At 52.5% G+C, this 15,922-nt stretch carries 16 protein-coding genes; 10 read left to right on the forward strand and 6 right to left on the reverse strand.

Annotated features, from left to right (window positions below; translation table 11 throughout):
- Positions 1-102 precede the first annotated feature (102 nt).
- Positions 103-663 (forward strand): rRNA large subunit pseudouridine synthase E, encoded by a 561-nt coding sequence (locus ACNAU7_RS04005; protein ID WP_416300884.1) that lies wholly within the window; start codon positions 103-105, stop codon positions 661-663.
- A gap of 269 nt (positions 664-932) precedes the next feature.
- Here ACNAU7_RS04005 and ACNAU7_RS04010 read toward each other — a convergent pair whose 3' ends face one another.
- The 3 genes from ACNAU7_RS04010 to ACNAU7_RS04020 form a co-directional block, all read right to left on the reverse strand.
- Positions 933-2,150: an aspartate kinase gene (locus tag ACNAU7_RS04010; RefSeq protein ID WP_416300886.1), complete on the reverse strand. Its 1,218-nt coding sequence runs from the start codon at positions 2,148-2,150 to the stop codon at positions 933-935.
- 201 nt (positions 2,151-2,351) lie between these two features.
- Positions 2,352-3,080 (reverse strand): ribonuclease PH, encoded by a 729-nt coding sequence (rph, locus tag ACNAU7_RS04015; RefSeq protein ID WP_416300888.1) that lies wholly within the window; start codon positions 3,078-3,080, stop codon positions 2,352-2,354.
- 81 nt (positions 3,081-3,161) lie between these two features.
- Positions 3,162-3,626 carry a universal stress protein gene (locus ACNAU7_RS04020; RefSeq protein ID WP_025457029.1) on the reverse strand — a complete coding sequence of 155 codons (465 nt, stop codon included), beginning with the start codon at positions 3,624-3,626 and terminating at the stop codon, positions 3,162-3,164.
- A 216-nt stretch (positions 3,627-3,842) separates the two neighbouring features.
- On the opposite strand from ACNAU7_RS04020, the gene ACNAU7_RS04025 reads away from it, so the two are divergent.
- From ACNAU7_RS04025 to ACNAU7_RS04065, 9 genes are all read left to right on the forward strand, one after another.
- Positions 3,843-4,619, forward strand: coding sequence for a ThiF family adenylyltransferase (locus tag ACNAU7_RS04025; RefSeq protein WP_416300890.1), 777 nt, complete (start codon positions 3,843-3,845; stop codon positions 4,617-4,619).
- Between the two features lie 137 nt (positions 4,620-4,756).
- On the forward strand, positions 4,757-5,284 hold the full coding sequence (locus tag ACNAU7_RS04030) for a hypothetical protein (RefSeq protein ID WP_025457031.1): 528 nt from the start codon (positions 4,757-4,759) through the stop codon (positions 5,282-5,284).
- A gap of 170 nt (positions 5,285-5,454) precedes the next feature.
- Positions 5,455-6,300: a segregation and condensation protein A gene (locus ACNAU7_RS04035; RefSeq protein ID WP_003751296.1), complete on the forward strand. Its 846-nt coding sequence runs from the start codon at positions 5,455-5,457 to the stop codon at positions 6,298-6,300.
- Between the two features lie 17 nt (positions 6,301-6,317).
- Positions 6,318-7,643: a branched-chain amino acid transport system II carrier protein gene (gene brnQ, locus ACNAU7_RS04040; RefSeq protein WP_416300893.1), complete on the forward strand. Its 1,326-nt coding sequence runs from the start codon at positions 6,318-6,320 to the stop codon at positions 7,641-7,643.
- 107 nt (positions 7,644-7,750) lie between these two features.
- A complete protein-coding gene (gene pncB, locus ACNAU7_RS04045; protein ID WP_107996607.1) occupies positions 7,751-8,959 on the forward strand; it encodes a nicotinate phosphoribosyltransferase in 1,209 nt (402 codons plus the stop codon).
- A 91-nt stretch (positions 8,960-9,050) separates the two neighbouring features.
- Positions 9,051-10,769, forward strand: a complete 1,719-nt coding sequence (gene argS, locus ACNAU7_RS04050; RefSeq protein WP_416300895.1) for an arginine--tRNA ligase — start codon at positions 9,051-9,053, stop codon at positions 10,767-10,769.
- Between the two features lie 52 nt (positions 10,770-10,821).
- Entirely contained in the window at positions 10,822-11,010 is a 189-nt protein-coding gene (locus tag ACNAU7_RS04055; protein ID WP_416300897.1) for a hypothetical protein, read from the forward strand.
- Between the two features lie 378 nt (positions 11,011-11,388).
- Positions 11,389-12,807, forward strand: coding sequence for a sulfatase-like hydrolase/transferase (locus tag ACNAU7_RS04060; RefSeq protein ID WP_416300899.1), 1,419 nt, complete (start codon positions 11,389-11,391; stop codon positions 12,805-12,807).
- Between the two features lie 348 nt (positions 12,808-13,155).
- Entirely contained in the window at positions 13,156-13,302 is a 147-nt protein-coding gene (locus ACNAU7_RS04065) for a hypothetical protein (protein ID WP_240002727.1), read from the forward strand.
- A gap of 993 nt (positions 13,303-14,295) precedes the next feature.
- Here ACNAU7_RS04065 and ACNAU7_RS04070 read toward each other — a convergent pair.
- From ACNAU7_RS04070 to ACNAU7_RS04080, 3 genes are read right to left on the reverse strand one after another with little or no spacing between them, the layout of a single operon-like run.
- The gene (locus ACNAU7_RS04070) at positions 14,296-15,042 is read right to left on the reverse strand and encodes an amino acid ABC transporter permease (RefSeq protein ID WP_118778305.1); all 747 of its coding nucleotides are present in this window, start codon (positions 15,040-15,042) and stop codon (positions 14,296-14,298) included.
- Positions 15,026-15,205: a hypothetical protein gene (locus ACNAU7_RS04075; RefSeq protein WP_118815410.1), complete on the reverse strand. Its 180-nt coding sequence runs from the start codon at positions 15,203-15,205 to the stop codon at positions 15,026-15,028. Before ACNAU7_RS04075 ends, ACNAU7_RS04070 begins: the two co-directional genes overlap by 17 nt.
- Positions 15,206-15,220: 15 nt before the next feature.
- Entirely contained in the window at positions 15,221-15,892 is a 672-nt protein-coding gene (locus ACNAU7_RS04080) for a thermonuclease family protein (RefSeq protein WP_416300902.1), read from the reverse strand.
- Positions 15,893-15,922: the final 30 nt, after the last annotated feature.

Genomic DNA, 15,922 nt, shown 5'->3' on the forward strand with positions numbered 1-15,922 from the left:
AAATGCCGTCTGAAACCAATTTCAGACGGCATTTTATCTTGAAGTTCCACACCAAAAGGCAAACAGCTACAATATCCGACATCAAGCCCCTATAGACCAACCATGAAAAACCTCATCATCTTCAATAAACCCTATGGCGTTATCTGCCAATTTTCACCGCACGAAAAACACAAAAGCCTCAAAGACTTCATCGATCTGCCCAGCTTCTACCCCGCCGGACGGCTCGACACCGACAGCGAAGGGCTGCTTCTGCTGACCGACGACGGCAGACTTCAGGCACAAATTACCGACCCCAAATTCAAACACCCCAAAACCTACTGGGCGCAACTAGAGGGCGTACCCGACGAAACCCGGTTGGAAAGTTTAAGAAAAGGGATAGACTTAGGCGGTTTCGTTACCCGTCCGGCAAGCGTCCGCATCTTGAAACACAGAGAAGCAGATTCGTTATGGGAGCGCATCCCGCCGATACGCGTCCGCAAAACCGTTCCCGATTTTTGGATTGAAATTACCATTTCTGAGGGCAAAAACCGCCAAGTCAGGCGAATGACCGCCAAGGCGGGCTATCCCTGCCTGCGTCTGATCAGAGTGGCAAGCGGCAGGCTGAAACTGTTTGATTTGGATTTAAAACCCGGGGAATGGGCATACGCCCCGTTCAGACCATAAAGCCGCACTGCCCTGCCATTATCCTTTTGCCCCTGCCGCTTAACGCTTAAAACAATTAGTAAGCAAGGGCTTATTCTAATTATCTAAGATGGCCTCAAATTTTTTACCGATTGAAACTTTAATCACGATGAGCTACAAATTTTAAAAGCAGAAATGGTTTTCTCCATCGAGAGGATTAAAAATATGCTGTCCGAACGTTCAGACAGCAGACAAAACGGCACTGCCCGATAAAGGCAGTGCCGTTTCTCATTAGACACCGATTCAGGCAATCAGCCCAAATCAAAGGCTTTATGCAATACCCTGGTTGCCAGTTCCATATATTTTTCATCAATCAATACGGAAACTTTGATTTCGGAGGTTGAAATCATTTGGATGTTGATGCCCTCTTCGGCGAGCGTGCGGAAGATTTTGGCGGCTACGCCGACGTGCGAACGCATACCCAAACCGACTGCGGAGACTTTGCACACGGTGTCGTCGCCGTCGATAGAGGCCGCGCCGATACTGTCTTGACGTTCCGACAGGATTTCCAAAGTCTGTTTGTAATCGCCGCGCGGTACGGTGAAAGAAAAATCGGTTGTGCCTTCGCTGCCGACATTTTGGATAATCATATCGACTTCGATGTTGGCATCGGCGACCGCGCCCAAAATCTGATAGGCAACGCCGGGCTTATCGGGCACACCGCGCACGTTGATGCGGGCTTGGTTTTTGTCGAATGCGATACCGGTTACGGCAGCTCTTTCCATGTTGTCGTCCTCTTCAAAGGTAATTAAGGTGCCGTTGCCGCCGTCTTGCAGGCTGCTCAGTACGCGCAGGCGCACTTTGTATTTTCCGGCAAATTCTACTGAACGGATTTGCAAAACTTTCGAACCGAGGCTGGCCAGTTCGATCATTTCTTCAAACGTTACCGTATCCATGCGGCGCGCTTCGGGTACAACGCGGGGGTCGGTGGTGTAAACGCCGTCTACATCGGTATAGATTTGGCATTCGTCTGCTTTGAGGGCTGCGGCGAGCGCAACGGCGGAAGTGTCGGAACCGCCGCGTCCGAGCGTGGAAATATCGCCTTCGCTGCTGATGCCTTGGAAGCCGGCGACGATGACGACTTTACCATCGGCGAGGTCGGCGCGCATTTTTTCGTCATCAATGCTTTCGATGCGGGCTTTAGTGTGGGCGGTATCGGTTTTGAGGGCAACCTGCCAGCCCGTGTAGCTTTTGGCATCCACGCCGATGTCTTTCAACGCCATTGCCAAAAGGCCGATGGTTACTTGTTCGCCGGTAGCTAAGACGACGTCCAGCTCGCGCGGATCGGGATGCTCCTGCATTTCGTGCGCCAACGCAACTAGGCGGTTGGTTTCGCCGCTCATGGCGGATACGACGACGACGACGTCGTGTCCTTCGGCGCGGGCTTTAGCGACACGTTTAGCCACGTTTTTAATGCGTTCGGGCGAGCCTACGGATGTGCCGCCGTATTTGTGTACGATTAACGCCATATTTCGTGCTTTCTTGTGTGGGATTGGTCGGGCAGCATAGTTTGCTGGAAAAGCGGCTATTATTACTATTTTTTACATGAAGTTCAAGAACGGACTGCGCTTTCCCGCCTGCCGTTTGACAGCGGTCAGCAAAAAACCTGTTCTTTCAGATTTTTGACAAAATGCCGTCTGAACGGTTTTCAGACGGCATACGGACAATAATTAAGCAACGGACAATGCATTTTGCTGATATCGCACCAGCTCTCTTATGCCTTGTTCGGCCAGTCCGATCAGTTTGCCCAATTCTTCCAAACTGAATGGCGCGCCTTCCGCCGTTCCCTGTATTTCGATGATTTTTCCCGATGCGGTCATCACGATATTCACATCACTGTCGCAACCGGAGTCTTCGGGATAATCCAAATCCAAAAGCGGCACGCCGTTCACTACGCCTGCGGATACGGCGGCAACGGCTTCGCGGATGGGATTTTCGGTCAATATGCCGTCTGAAAGCAATTTTCCGACGGCGATTTGCAACGCGACGAACGCACCGGTAATCGAAGTCGTGCGCGTGCCTCCGTCCGCCTGAATCACATCGCAATCAATCAAAATTTGTCGTTCGCCGAGTTTTTCCATATCCACGACCGCGCGCAACGAACGCCCGATCAAACGTTGGATTTCCTGCGTGCGCCCGGACTGTTTGCCCGCCGAAGCTTCTCGGCGCATCCGGGAAGCGGTGGACGCAGGCAGCATCCCGTATTCTGCCGTTACCCAGCCTTGGTTTTTACCGCGCAAAAACGGCGGGACGTTTTCATCTATGGAAGCGGTACAAATCACTTTGGTATTACCGCATTCAATAAGACACGAACCGTCCGTATGCGGCAGGAAATGAGGGGTGATTTTGATATCGCGCAGGCTGTCGGCAGCGCGTGAGGTGCGGATGTAATCAGGCATACTGCCCTCCCGTTAAAAACAGATAAATTAAAAAGCCTTAAATATGAAAAATCACATTTAAGGCCTTCAAACTGAAAATTTCTACGCCTCTTCGGCTTTGCTGCGGATAATCAAAAGCGGCAGGTGGCTTTGGCGCATTACCGTTTCGGCGAAACTGCCCATCAAAAGGTGCATCAGCCCAGTACGTCCGTGCGTGCCCAACACCAGCAGGTCGGCACCGTTTTCATCGGCATAATCGACCAAGTCCTGCGCCATTTCGCGCGCACCCTTATTGGCAACCAGCAGGTGTTTAACGGTATTTTCCACACCCAGTTCCCGGGCGGTGCGCTCGGCGGCATCCAAAACCTCGTTGCCTTGTGCAATGGCGGCTGCCTCGTAACTCTCGTGTTGCAAAAATTCAGGGGCAAGTGCCATATATTCGGCAGGATTGGCAACGTGCACCAAAGTCAAGCGCGCGCTGTTGACTCCTGCAAGTTCGGCGGCATGTTTCAGGGCATTGATGGAAGTTTCACTGCCGTCAACGGCAACGACCAGATGTTTGTACATATCGTATTCTCCTTTTGCACCGCCTCGCGGTGCCGTCTTGTCGGATGGGCGCAGGGACAGCTTGCGCCGTTTCATTATAGACCCGCCGTCGGGCTTTATACAACAGCCGAACAGCCTGACCGCTTTCCAGTATAATATGCCGCTTCCGTGCAGTCAGGCATTTTTTGCCGGCTTTCGTTCACTTTTTGATTTGACGCAATCTTGCAGGATTCGACCATGTCCGACAACGCTTTGACCTCTTCGCGACGCTTCGGCGGCATCGCCAGACTCTACGGAGACTCTGCCTTGGCGCACTTTTCACAGGCACACGTCTGCGTAGTCGGCGTGGGCGGTGTCGGCTCGTGGGCGGTCGAGGCTTTGGCGCGGACGGGCATCGGACGTTTGACTTTGATTGATTTGGACAACGTTGCCGAATCGAATGTCAACCGCCAGCTGCACGCCCTGACCGGCGACTTCGGCAAAGCAAAAGTTACCGCCTTGCGCGAACGTATTACACAAATCAATCCGCAATGCGAAGTATTTGAAATTGAAGATTTCGTTACCGAAGACAATTTGCCGGAATACTTCGGAAAAGGTTTTGATTTCGTCATCGACGCGATCGACCAAATGCGCGTCAAAGCGGCAATGGCGGCTTATTTTGTGAAAAACCGTCAACCTTTTATCATCAGCGGCGGCGCAGGCGGACAAAAAAATCCGGCGTTGATCCAAACCGCCGATTTGAGCCGCGTAACCCACGACCCGCTGCTTGCCAACCTGCGCTACACCTTGCGGAAACGCTACGGCTTCAGCCGCGATACTAAGGAAAAAATGCGTGTGCCGTGCGTGTTCTCAACCGAAAACATCACACCGCCGCAATCGGGCGCGGCGTGTTCTGCCGATGCCGCACCGCAGGGCTTGTCATGCGCCGGCTATGGTGCAAGTATGCTCGTTACCGCTTCGTTCGGACTGTATTGCGCACAGGCGGCGGTGGAACACATCGCGGGCAAAAAATAAGCAATGCCGTCTGAAACAGGATTCAGACGGCATTTGAACAAACTATGGTTATGATTTAGGACAAAAAAGGATACGGATAAAAAATAACATAAAATATATGATTCCTAATAAGATACCAAGTATCGGAGAGCTATTTAATGGAATTCGTTAATAATTTAGTTATTTTTTCATTTTTATTACTAATGCTTATTCCGATATTTTTTGTAGTATATGGTATATACCATAAGATACGTTATCGCAAAATATGTATCCTAAGAACAAGTTTTACATTATTAGTGGTAATACTTTGCAGTATGTATTACATATATTGCCGTTATCTTGACCAACAAAAAGTAGCTTATTATTGCATAGATGAACAATGTATTTCTATTGTTCATCTATACAAAGATTATGGTATAAACTCTCCCACATATGCGAGAATTTACGCAGGAAAAATATTGTTTAGATTTCAAGTAAGAGCTAAAAATTACGCTGAATTACTTATGGAAGATGATATATCAATTAGTAAAAAAATTTTGGGGAATAAATTTATCATTTATGGGTCGCTACCTGTAATATACGGTAATGTAGATAATATTGAAGTAAAAGAAGCTACTGGTTATATAGATAGAGCCAGTACTGATTATATTGTCTCAAGAAACTTAAAATTCAGACATTTATATTAATTAAGAGGTTTTAGCAAGACCGTATTCACAACCTGCTCCTTTTCAAAACATTTGCATTTAAAAGCCGTTATAATGCCGTCTGAACATCTGCCCGACCACATTATGCGTGAATGCCGGCAGATTGTTTTCTTTTGTAAACTTATATTAAAATCCACTTACCGATTCACGCCATGCCGCCCATCCCTGCCCCATCTGCACCATCCGAGCACACCGTCGCATGGGTATTCGGCCAACCCGTTACCGATTTGCCGCAGGATTTGTTTATCCCGCCCGACGCGCTGAAAGTCGTATTGGGCAGTTTTCAAGGCCCTTTGGATCTGCTGCTCTACCTTATCCGCAAACAGAATATCGATGTTCTCGATATTCCGATGGTGGAAATTACCGGGCAGTATCTGCACTACATCGCCCAAATGGAAGCCTACCAGTTTGATTTGGCGGCAGAATATCTTTTGATGGCGGCAATGCTGATTGAAATCAAATCGCGCCTGCTGCTGCCGCGTACCGAAGCCGTCGAAGACGAAGAAGCCGACCCGCGTGCCGAACTGGTGCGCCGTCTGCTTGCCTACGAGCAAATGAAGCTGGCGGCGCAGGGTTTGGACGCGCTGCCCCGAGCTGGACGGGATTTCGCGTGGGCTTACCTACCGCTGGAAATTGCCGTCGAGACGAAGCTGCCCGAGGTTTACATCGCCGATTTGACGCGGGCATGGTTGGGCATTCTTTCTCGGGCAAAACACACGCGCAGCCACGAAGTAATCCAAGAAACCCTTTCCGTGCGCGCGCAAATGGCGGCAATCCTGCGCCGTTTGAACGGACACGGAATATGCAGGTTTCACGACCTGTTCAATCCCGAACAGGGTGCGGCTTACGTGGTCGTCAACTTCATCGCGCTGCTAGAGCTTGCAAAGGAAGGCTTGGTCAGAATCGTGCAGGAAGTCGGTTTCGGAGAAATCCGAATCAGCCTCAATCATCAAGAAACGCCTTCAGACGGCATGACCGGGACAGAAACACCGGATTGACCTATTTAAAAAGGAACATGATGACAAGCAAACAAAACCAAGCCTCATTATGGGCGGTCGGACTGATGCTGTTTGCCCTGTTTTTCGGCGCAGGCAACCTCATCTATCCCGCCTATCTCGGCCAACAGGCAGGAGAAAACTGGCTGATTTCCATGCTCGGCTTCCTATTGACCGGAGCAGGCCTACCGCTATTGGGCGTAATCGCCATCGGCTACTCGGGTTCCCGTGATGTCGAAGCACTCGCCTCGCGTGTCGCCCCCTGGTACGGCATAGCGTTTGCCGCCTCCCTCTACCTTGCCATCGGCCCGCTGTTCGCCCTGCCCCGGACGGCGACGGTTTCCTTTGAAATCGGCGTTTTACCGCTGATCGGCAATCTTTCCCCGAATATGGCTCAGGCAGTATTCAGCCTGCTTTTTTTCGGCCTGGCCTACTGGCTTTCGATGTCTCCGAGCAAATTGGTTGACCGCATCGGAAAAATCCTGACGCCCGCACTCCTGCTGACCATCGCCGTACTGGTCGGTTATGCCGCACTCAACCCCATCGGAGCACCGCTCGCCGCACAAGGCGATTTTGCCCTCCGCCCGATGATTAAAGGCATTTTGGAAGGCTACGGCACGATGGACGCCCTCGCCTCACTCGTCTTTGCCATTATCGTTATCGACGCCGTCCGTGCCATGGGTGTCGACAACCGTTCGGACCTGCTAAAAACCACCGCCACATCAGGCCTGATGGCTGCAGGCTGCCTTGCTGCGGTTTACCTGCTGATAGGCTATATGGGGGCGACCAGTGTGGCGGGAATCGGTTTGCAGAAAAACGGTGCGCTGGTATTGTCGAAATCGGCACAATACTATTTCGGACTGGGCGGCAACCTGCTGCTGGGCATCATCGTACTGCTAGCCTGCCTGACCACGGCGGTCGGTCTGGTTACTTCGTGTGCCGAATACTTCAACCGCCTCTGTCCAGGCATTTCCTATAAAACCTTCGTCATCATCAATACGCTGGTTTCCATCGTCTTGGCAAACAAGGGGCTGTCAGCCATCCTGCAGATTTCCGTCCCCATGCTCATGCTGCTTTATCCGCTGACCATCGTACTCATCCTGCTGACCCTGACCGACAGGCTGTTCGGCGGTAGCCGCATCGTCTATTTCTGCACCATGATGCCCGCACTGGCGGTCGGCCTGCTCGATGCCTACAAAACCGCCTTCGGTTTCAGCGAAACGGCAGCAAAAGCCATCGACAAAGCCCTTCCCCTATACAGCATAGGACTGGGTTGGATTATTCCCTCTTTAACCTGTTTTGCCTTAGGCTGCCTGCTCAATGCGGCCGTAAGGAAAAAATCCTGAAACCATGCCGTCTGAAAGACCTTCAGACGGCATTTTCGGTACACAGGGCAAATGTGATGTGTTCTAATACGTCCTAAGCCGCCACCAGAAACTGGGAGAACCGCCGCATGACAGGCATCATACATTCACTTCTTGACACCGACCTCTACAAATTCACTATGCTGCAAGTGGTTCTGCACCAGTTTCCGCAGACACACAGCCTTTACGAATTCCGATGCCGCAATGCCTCAACTCCCTATCCGCTTGCCGATATCAAGGAAGACTTGGAAAAGGAACTTGACTCACTCTGCCAACTGCGCTTTACCCATGACGAACTCGGCTACCTCCGCAGCCTGCGTTTCATTAAAAGCGATTTCGTCGACTATCTCGAACTCTTCCAGCTCCAACGCCGCTTTGTCGAAGTCGGCACCGATGCAGAAGGCCGTCTGAACATCCGTATCGAAGGCCCCATGATTCAAGCGATGTTCTTTGAAATCTTCATCCTTGCCATTGTCAACGAACTTTACTTCCGCCGCCTGGAAACCCCTGCGGTCATAGAAGAAGGTGAACGCCGGCTTCAAGCCAAAGCCGCGCGTCTGAAAGAAATCGCCGCCACACAGAATCCGGACGATCCGCCCTTCCTGATTTCCGACTTCGGCACACGCCGCCGCTACAATCTCCCATGGCAGGAACACGTCATCCGCACCCTGCTCGAAGCCGCCCCCGGCATCGTACGTGGGACCAGCAACGTTTATCTCGCCAAAAAACTCGGCATTACCCCCATCGGCACCATGGCGCACGAGTTCCTGCAGGCATTCCAGGCCCTCGACGTACAATTGCGGAATTTCCAAAAAGCCGCGCTCGAAAGCTGGGTACACGAATACCGCGGCGACCTCGGTATCGCATTGACCGACGTGGTCGGCATGGATGCCTTCCTGCGCGATTTCGACCTTTATTTCGCCAAGCTCTTCGACGGTTTGCGGCATGATAGCGGAGACCCCTACGAATGGGGGGACAAAGCCTACACGCACTATAAAAAACTCAAAATCGACAGCCGAACCAAAATGCTGACCTTCTCCGACGGACTGGATATCGACCGATCTTGGGCTTTGCACCAATATTTCAAAGACCGCTTCAAAACCAGTTTCGGCATAGGCACCAACCTGACCAACGATATGGGACATACGCCTTTGAATATCGTGTTGAAACTGGTCGAATGCAACGGTCAGTCCGTCGCCAAGCTCTCCGATTCTCCTGGAAAAACCATGACCAACAACAATACCTTCCTTGCCTACCTGAGGCAGGTATTCGGCGTTCCCGCCGTACAAACATCCTAGTCCCCGGCAACAATCCCACAATTTCTATTGCTGCCGTACAAATTCTTTTAAAATACCGCCTGATTTGAATTTAACCGAAAGACCGAACTTCATGAACCTACACCAAACCGTCGAACACGAAGCCGCCGCCGCCTTTGCCGCCGCAGGCATCGCCGGCAGCCCTGTTGTTTTGCAGCCGACCAAAAACGCCGAACACGGCGATTTCCAAATCAACGGCGTGATGGGTGCGGCGAAAAAAGCCAAACAAAATCCGCGCGAATTGGCGCAAAAAGTGGCCGAAGCATTGGCGGACAACGCCGTCGTCGAAAGCGCGGAAGTCGCCGGTCCGGGCTTTATCAACCTGCGCCTGCGCCCCGAATTCCTCGCCCAAAACATTCAGACGGCCTTGAACGACGCGCGTTTCGGCATGGCAAAAACCGACAAGCCGCAAACCGTCGTCATCGACTATTCCTCGCCCAATCTGGCAAAAGAAATGCACGTCGGCCACCTGCGTTCCAGCATTATCGGCGACAGTATTTCGCGCGTATTGGAATTTATGGGCAACACCGTTATCCGCCAAAACCACGTCGGCGACTGGGGGACGCAGTTCGGCATGTTGGTCGCTTATTTGGTCGAACAGCAAAAAGACAACGCCGCATTCGAGCTGGCGGATTTGGAGCAGTTTTACCGCGCCGCCAAAGTGCGCTTTGACGAAGACCCCGCCTTTGCCGACACCGCGCGCGAATACGTTGTGAAGCTGCAAGGCGGCGATGAAACCGTTTTGGCATTGTGGAAACAGTTTGTCGATATTTCGCTCTCGCACGCCCAAGCCGTTTACGACACGCTGGGTCTGAAGCTGCGTCCTGAAGACGTGGCAGGCGAATCGAAGTACAACGACGATTTGCAGCCCGTGGTCGATGATTTGGTTCAAAAAGGTCTGGCGGTCGAAGACGACGGCGCGAAAGTCGTGTTCTTGGACGAGTTCAAAAACAAAGAAGGCGAACCCGCCGCATTTATCGTACAAAAACAAGGCGGCGGCTTCCTTTATGCTTCCACCGACTTGGCTTGCCTGCGCTACCGCATAGGCCGTCTGAAAGCCGACCGCCTGCTGTATGTCGTCGACCACCGCCAAGCCCTGCACTTTGAGCAACTCTTTACCACTTCCCGCAAAGCCGGCTACCTGCCGGAAAACGTCGGCGCGGCATTTGTCGGCTTCGGCACGATGATGGGCAAAGACGGCAAACCGTTCAAAACACGCAGCGGCGACACCGTAAAACTGGTCGACCTGCTGACCGAAGCCGTCGAACGCGCCACTGCTTTGGTAAAAGAGAAAAACCCCGAATTGGGTGCGGATGAAGCGGCGAAAATCGGCAAAACCGTCGGCATCGGCGCGGTCAAATACGCCGATTTGAGCAAAAACCGCACCAGCGATTATGTGTTCGACTGGGACGCTATGCTTTCGTTTGAAGGCAACACCGCCCCCTATCTGCAATACGCCTACACCCGCGTGCAAAGCGTGTTCCGCAAAGCCGGCGAATGGGACGCGACCGCGCCAACCGTTTTGACCGAACCTTTGGAAAAACAGCTTGCCGCCGAGCTGTTGAAATTTGAAGACGTGCTGCAAAGCGTGGCGGACACGGCGTATCCGCACTACCTCGCCGCCTACCTCTACCAAACCGCCACCCTGTTCAGCCGCTTCTACGAAGCCTGCCCGATTCTGAAAGCCGAAGGCGCAACCCGCAACAGCCGCCTGCAACTGGCGAAACTCACCGGCGACACGCTCAAACAAGGCTTGGATTTGCTGGGCATTGATGTGTTGGACGTAATGTAAACACCGTACCGCCCGATTGCGGACAACAACCCCGCAACCAGCCGGCGGACAGGTGCGAAAGCCCGCCCGCCATCCTCATCCTAATCTGAAAAAAGCGGCGCGATACACCGTATCCGCCGCCTTTCCCAAAATGCGAAACAAACAAACGCCAATCAAGCAAGCAAGCAAGCAAGCAAGCAAGCAAGCAAGCAAGCAAGCAAGCAAGCAAGCAAGCAAGCAAGCAAGCAAGCAAAAATTATAACCCCCTTCCTGCCGGCGCACACACTTTCCGCGCGGCACATCCCCCTTTTTCCGCCCCTCAAACCCGCCTTTTCTTCAGGCAGGGTTTCAGCCCGCCTCCTTTCCCTGTTTTCCTTTCCCCGACACGCGCGCGCGCCCCTGCCGCACCGTGCCGCGCTTTTGCGCCCGGACGGCATCGGCCCGCCATCCGGTTTTCTGTTTTAAATACCGCTGTTTCAGAAAGAAATGCAGATGTTTCAACACACAGGGCGGCACATAAAGCACCGCCCTATGTGTTGCCCTGATTCGGAAGGGGTTACGCCCTCCCAAATAAAGTCTGATCCTACCGCCCCGAAGGACGGATGTCCAAGTGGCGGGGTTTCAACCGAAAGGAAATACGATGAATATTCACGCCCTGCTCTCCAAACAATGGACGCTGCCGCCATTCCTGCCGAAACGGCTGCTGCTGTCCCTGCTGATACTGCTGGCCCCCAATGCGGTGTTTTGGGTTTTGGCACTGCTGACCGCCACCGCCCGCCCGATTGTCAATTTGGACTACCTGCCCGCCGCGCTGCTGATCGCCCTGCCTTGGCGTTTCGTCAAAATTGCCGGCGTATTGGCATTTTGGCTGGCGGTTTTGTTTGACGGGCTGATGATGGTCATCCAGCTCTTCCCTTTTATGGACCTCATCGGCGCCATCAACCTCGTTCCCTTCATCCTGACCGCCCCCGCCCTTTATCAGATAATGACCGGGCTGTTGCTGCTGTATATGCTGGCGATGCCGTTTGTGTTGCAGAAGGCCGCCGCCAAAACCGACTTCCGGCACATTGCCGCCTGCGCCGCCGTTGTGGCGGCAGCCGGCTATTTCACCGGCCATTTGAGCTACTACGACAGGGGGAGGATGGCCAATATCTTCGGCGCAAACAACTTCTATTACGCCAAAAGTCAGGCGATGCTCTACACCGTCAGCCAAAATGCCGACTTTATTACCGCCGGTCTGATCGACCCCGTCTTCCTCCCCCTGGGCAGGCAGCAGCGTGCCGCCACTCGGCTGAGTGAGCCGAAATCTCAAAAAATCCTCTTTATCGTCGCCGAATCTTGGGGATCTCCGGCCAATCCCGAGCTTCAAAACGCCGCCTTTGCCAAACTGCTGGCGCAAAAAGACCATTTTTCGGTTTGGGAAAGCGGCAGTTTTCCCTTTATCGGTGCGACAGTCGAAGGCGAAATGCGCGAACTGTGCGCCTACGGCGGTTTGCGCGGGTTCGCACTGCGCCGCGCGCCCGACGAAAAATTTGCCCGCTGCCTCCCCAACCGTTTGAAACAAGAAGGTTACGCCACCTTTGCGATGCACGGCGCGGGCAGTTCGCTTTACGACCGCTTCAGCTGGTATCCGAGGGCGGGCTTTCAAGAAATCAAAACCGCCGAAAACCTGATCGGTAAAAAAACCTGCGCCATTTTCGGCGGCGTGTGCGACAGCGAGCTGTTTGGAGAAGTGTCGGCATTTTTCAAAAAACACGGCAAAGGACTGTTTTACTGGATGACGCTGACCAGCCACGCCGACTATCCCGAGTCCGACATTTTCAACCACAGGCTCAAATGCACCGAATACGGCCTGCCCGCCGAAACCGACCTCTGCCGCAATTTCAGCCTGCACACCCAATTTTTCGACCAACTGGCGGATTTGATCCGACGCCCCGAAATGAAAGGCGTGGAAGTCATCATCGTCGGCGACCATCCGCCGCCCGTCGGCAACCTCAATGAAACCTTCCGTTATCTCAAACAGGGGCACGTCGCCTGGCTGCACTTCAAAATCAAATAACAACAATGCCGTCTGAAAGCACCAACAGCCTTCAGACGGCATTTTGCAGACAGACCGACCCCCTCAAGCCCACTTTTTCATCATTTCCGATAAATTGCTTTGTATAGTGGATTAACAAAAACCAGTACGGCGTTGCCTCGCCTTAGCTCAAAGAGAACGATTCTCTAAGGTGCTGAAGTACCAAGTGAATCGGTTCCGTACTATCTGTACTGTCTGCGGCTTTGTCGCCTTGTCCTGATTTTTGTTAATCCACTATATGCCATGCTCCCCGATCTGATTTATGAGCCCGAATATATTTTTTATGACAACAGCAGAGGAAAAGAAAGTTTTGTTTTACTCGGGAAGCCGTTGGAATGGAACGAAAAATACAGATTGATAGCGGTGTTGAAATATCTGCCGCAGTATGATGAGATTTTTTTGGATTCGTTCCGCTTGGCGGATGAAAAAGAAATTGTGAAAAGTAAGAAACGCTATGAAATGAAAAAAGGCTACTAAGTCGGACTGCAATCCCGACACACTCTCGCTTATGTAACGGATACCAATCCCAGTCTGAAGACTGCATAAGTGCTGCGGAGGGCAGACAAATTCACCGCTTTTTTAGTAGCCTTTTCGGGATAATATCATGATTGATGCCGAATAGGCAATATTTCTGCCGTCTTGAAACAAGGTGTTGAAATATCTGCCGCAGTATGATGGGATTTTTTTGGATTCGTTCCGCCTGGCGGATGAAAAAGAAATTGCGAAGGGGAAAGAAGTATTGAAATAGACGTTGGGCAAGGCTCGAATTCACTTGCACACGCTCTCGGACACCCTAAAGGGCAGGCTGCGGTATCGAGATTATCACCGCTTTTCCAACGTCTGTACGGAATAATACCATGATTGAAGTCAGAATAGACAATATTTAAGAATCCAAAAATCCAAAATCACAGGAAGTTATCAAAAAAACAGAAACCATCCGCCATCATTCCCGCGAAAGTGGGAATCCAAAGCCACGGGAATTTATCGGAAATAACTGAAACGCCGCCGCCGTCATTCCCGCGCAGGCGGGAATCTAGGTCTGTCGGTGCGGAAACTTATCGGATAAAACGGTTTCTTCAGATTTTACGTTCTGGATTCCCACTTTCGTGGGAATGACGGGATGTAGGTTCGTAGGAATGACGTGGTGCAGGTTTCCGTATGGATGGATTCGTCATTCCCGCGAAAGCGGGAATCCGGAACCGGAAACCGCAGAAATTTATCGGAAAAACCGAAACTCAAAAACAACGGAAACCGAACGGACAGGATTCCCGCCTGCGCGGGAATGACGGCTCATACATCACCCCAAAAAATTGAAACCAAACAGATGGGATTCCCTCTTGCGTGAGGCTGACAGATGCCGTCTGAAAGACTTTCAGACGGCATAGGGCGTTTTCTCTTTGAATGTAAATTTGCCACAAAAAAGCTGCCTCAAATGAATACCGGGGCAGCTTTTTGTTGATATGACTCCAATCAGCGGTGTTGCGGATTGTAACGTTTTTCCAAACGCAGGAATATCCAGCCTAAGAAAGTCGTCATCAGAAGATAAATCAGGGCGACGGTGTAAAGCGGTTCTTCATAAACCGAGTACCGGCCCGTAATCGTTTTCTGAACATAGGCCAACTCCGGCACGGCAATGACCGACAGCAGTGAGCTGTCTTTCAAGAGCGTGATGAACTCGCTTGCCAAAGGCGGCAGCATACGGCGCAATGCCTGCGGCAGAATCACATAGCGCATCGCCTGCGGATAAGTCATACCCAAAGAACGCGCCGCCTCCATCTGCCCTTTGTCTATAGACTGGATGCCCGCACGGAAAATCTCACAGATATACGCCCCCGAGTTGGCGATCAGTGCCAAAGAACCGGCAATCAGCGGGCCGTATCCGCGACGCAGCTCGACTGCCGCCTCGCCGCTGACCAAAATGCCGTCTGAAGAATTGACGAAAAACAGAAACCACACATACGCCCAAATCACAATCTGCACAAACAGCGGCGTACCCCGGAACAGGGTAACGTACAACAGGGAAAACTTACGCAGCACCCACGCCAGCACGCGCATCGGCGCACCGGCTTTTTCCAAGTGAATCAGGCGCGCCAACGCCAACAACAGCCCCAATACCGAACCGCCCGCCGTCGCTACGACCGTCAGCCCCAAGGTCGCCAGTGCGCCGTAAAGGAACATCCAGCGGTATTCGTAAATAATGTCAAAACGAAAATCCATATACCGTCCGTATCAAAAACCGGCGGAACTGCCGCCGTTGCAAAATAATCCGCCATTTTACCGTAAAAACCACTGCCTGAACTTTTTTATCGCGGCAGACGGCGGTTGCGCGTTTCCGCAAAAATGCCGGACGCGCGGTTTTCAGACGGCATTTGCCGTTCAAAGCCGTGCGGTGTCTTTACCAAATGCCCAACCATTCGCCCACGGCATCCGTCCAATCCTTATTGCCCCCGCCGCTCCTGCCTGCCCGGCGGTACGCCCACGGCGCTTGCGGATTTTTAGCTTTCCACAAGCCTTTTCGGTCTTTTTTCGCCTGCATCTGGGCATCGGCATAATCGGCAAAGTCCGCCTTATCCTGCTGTTCTTTAGCATAACTTTTATAATGCCACGCCGCCCCGTCCTGCACCTGCATCAGGTTCAAATCGGTTTTGCCGACAGAAACCTGCGCCACTTCGCGCTGGTAGCGGTCGGTGTCGAACACGCGGACGCTGACTTTCCTGCCTTCCGCCGCCGCACGCAGGTTGTCGCGCGAACGCGTGCCGTAAGCCTGTTTCATCTCCGGCGCATCGATATACGCCATCCGGATTTTGTGTTTCGCGCCGTCGCCGTCGATAACGTGAAGGGTGTCTCCGTCATAGACTTTGGACACCGTGCCTGTATAGCGGTGGCCGGATTTCGCCGATGCCCGTCGGCGGGCGGGCGCGTCGGAACCCGCGTCCCCTGCCGCGCCGAGTACGTCGAGTACGGCAACCGCCGTCCGCACCGCCTCGCTGCCGTACCCCGTATAACCCAACGCACCCAAAAGCGACAGGGCGACGGGAAGCCATTTCATGATTTTTTTAATCTGCATATTTTTCAAATGCCGATGCCGTCTGAACAT

The organism is Neisseria sp. LACPHL-SPEC-2024-00856 (assembly GCF_047915665.1).
In the GTDB taxonomy this organism is placed as follows: Bacteria; Pseudomonadota; Gammaproteobacteria; order Burkholderiales; family Neisseriaceae; genus Neisseria; species Neisseria polysaccharea.

Coding starts and splice junctions, on each gene's coding strand:
- ACNAU7_RS04005 (WP_416300884.1), top strand. CDS start 103: ATGAAAAACCTCATCATCTTCAATAAACCCTATGGCGTTATCTGCCAA.
- ACNAU7_RS04010 (WP_416300886.1), bottom strand. CDS start 2,150: ATGGCGTTAATCGTACACAAATACGGCGGCACATCCGTAGGCTCGCCC.
- rph (WP_416300888.1), bottom strand. CDS start 3,080: ATGCCTGATTACATCCGCACCTCACGCGCTGCCGACAGCCTGCGCGAT.
- ACNAU7_RS04020 (WP_025457029.1), bottom strand. CDS start 3,626: ATGTACAAACATCTGGTCGTTGCCGTTGACGGCAGTGAAACTTCCATC.
- ACNAU7_RS04025 (WP_416300890.1), top strand. CDS start 3,843: ATGTCCGACAACGCTTTGACCTCTTCGCGACGCTTCGGCGGCATCGCC.
- ACNAU7_RS04030 (WP_025457031.1), top strand. CDS start 4,757: ATGGAATTCGTTAATAATTTAGTTATTTTTTCATTTTTATTACTAATG.
- ACNAU7_RS04035 (WP_003751296.1), top strand. CDS start 5,455: ATGCCGCCCATCCCTGCCCCATCTGCACCATCCGAGCACACCGTCGCA.
- brnQ (WP_416300893.1), top strand. CDS start 6,318: ATGATGACAAGCAAACAAAACCAAGCCTCATTATGGGCGGTCGGACTG.
- pncB (WP_107996607.1), top strand. CDS start 7,751: ATGACAGGCATCATACATTCACTTCTTGACACCGACCTCTACAAATTC.
- argS (WP_416300895.1), top strand. CDS start 9,051: ATGAACCTACACCAAACCGTCGAACACGAAGCCGCCGCCGCCTTTGCC.
- ACNAU7_RS04060 (WP_416300899.1), top strand. CDS start 11,389: ATGAATATTCACGCCCTGCTCTCCAAACAATGGACGCTGCCGCCATTC.
- ACNAU7_RS04070 (WP_118778305.1), bottom strand. CDS start 15,042: ATGGATTTTCGTTTTGACATTATTTACGAATACCGCTGGATGTTCCTT.
- ACNAU7_RS04080 (WP_416300902.1), bottom strand. CDS start 15,892: ATGCAGATTAAAAAAATCATGAAATGGCTTCCCGTCGCCCTGTCGCTT.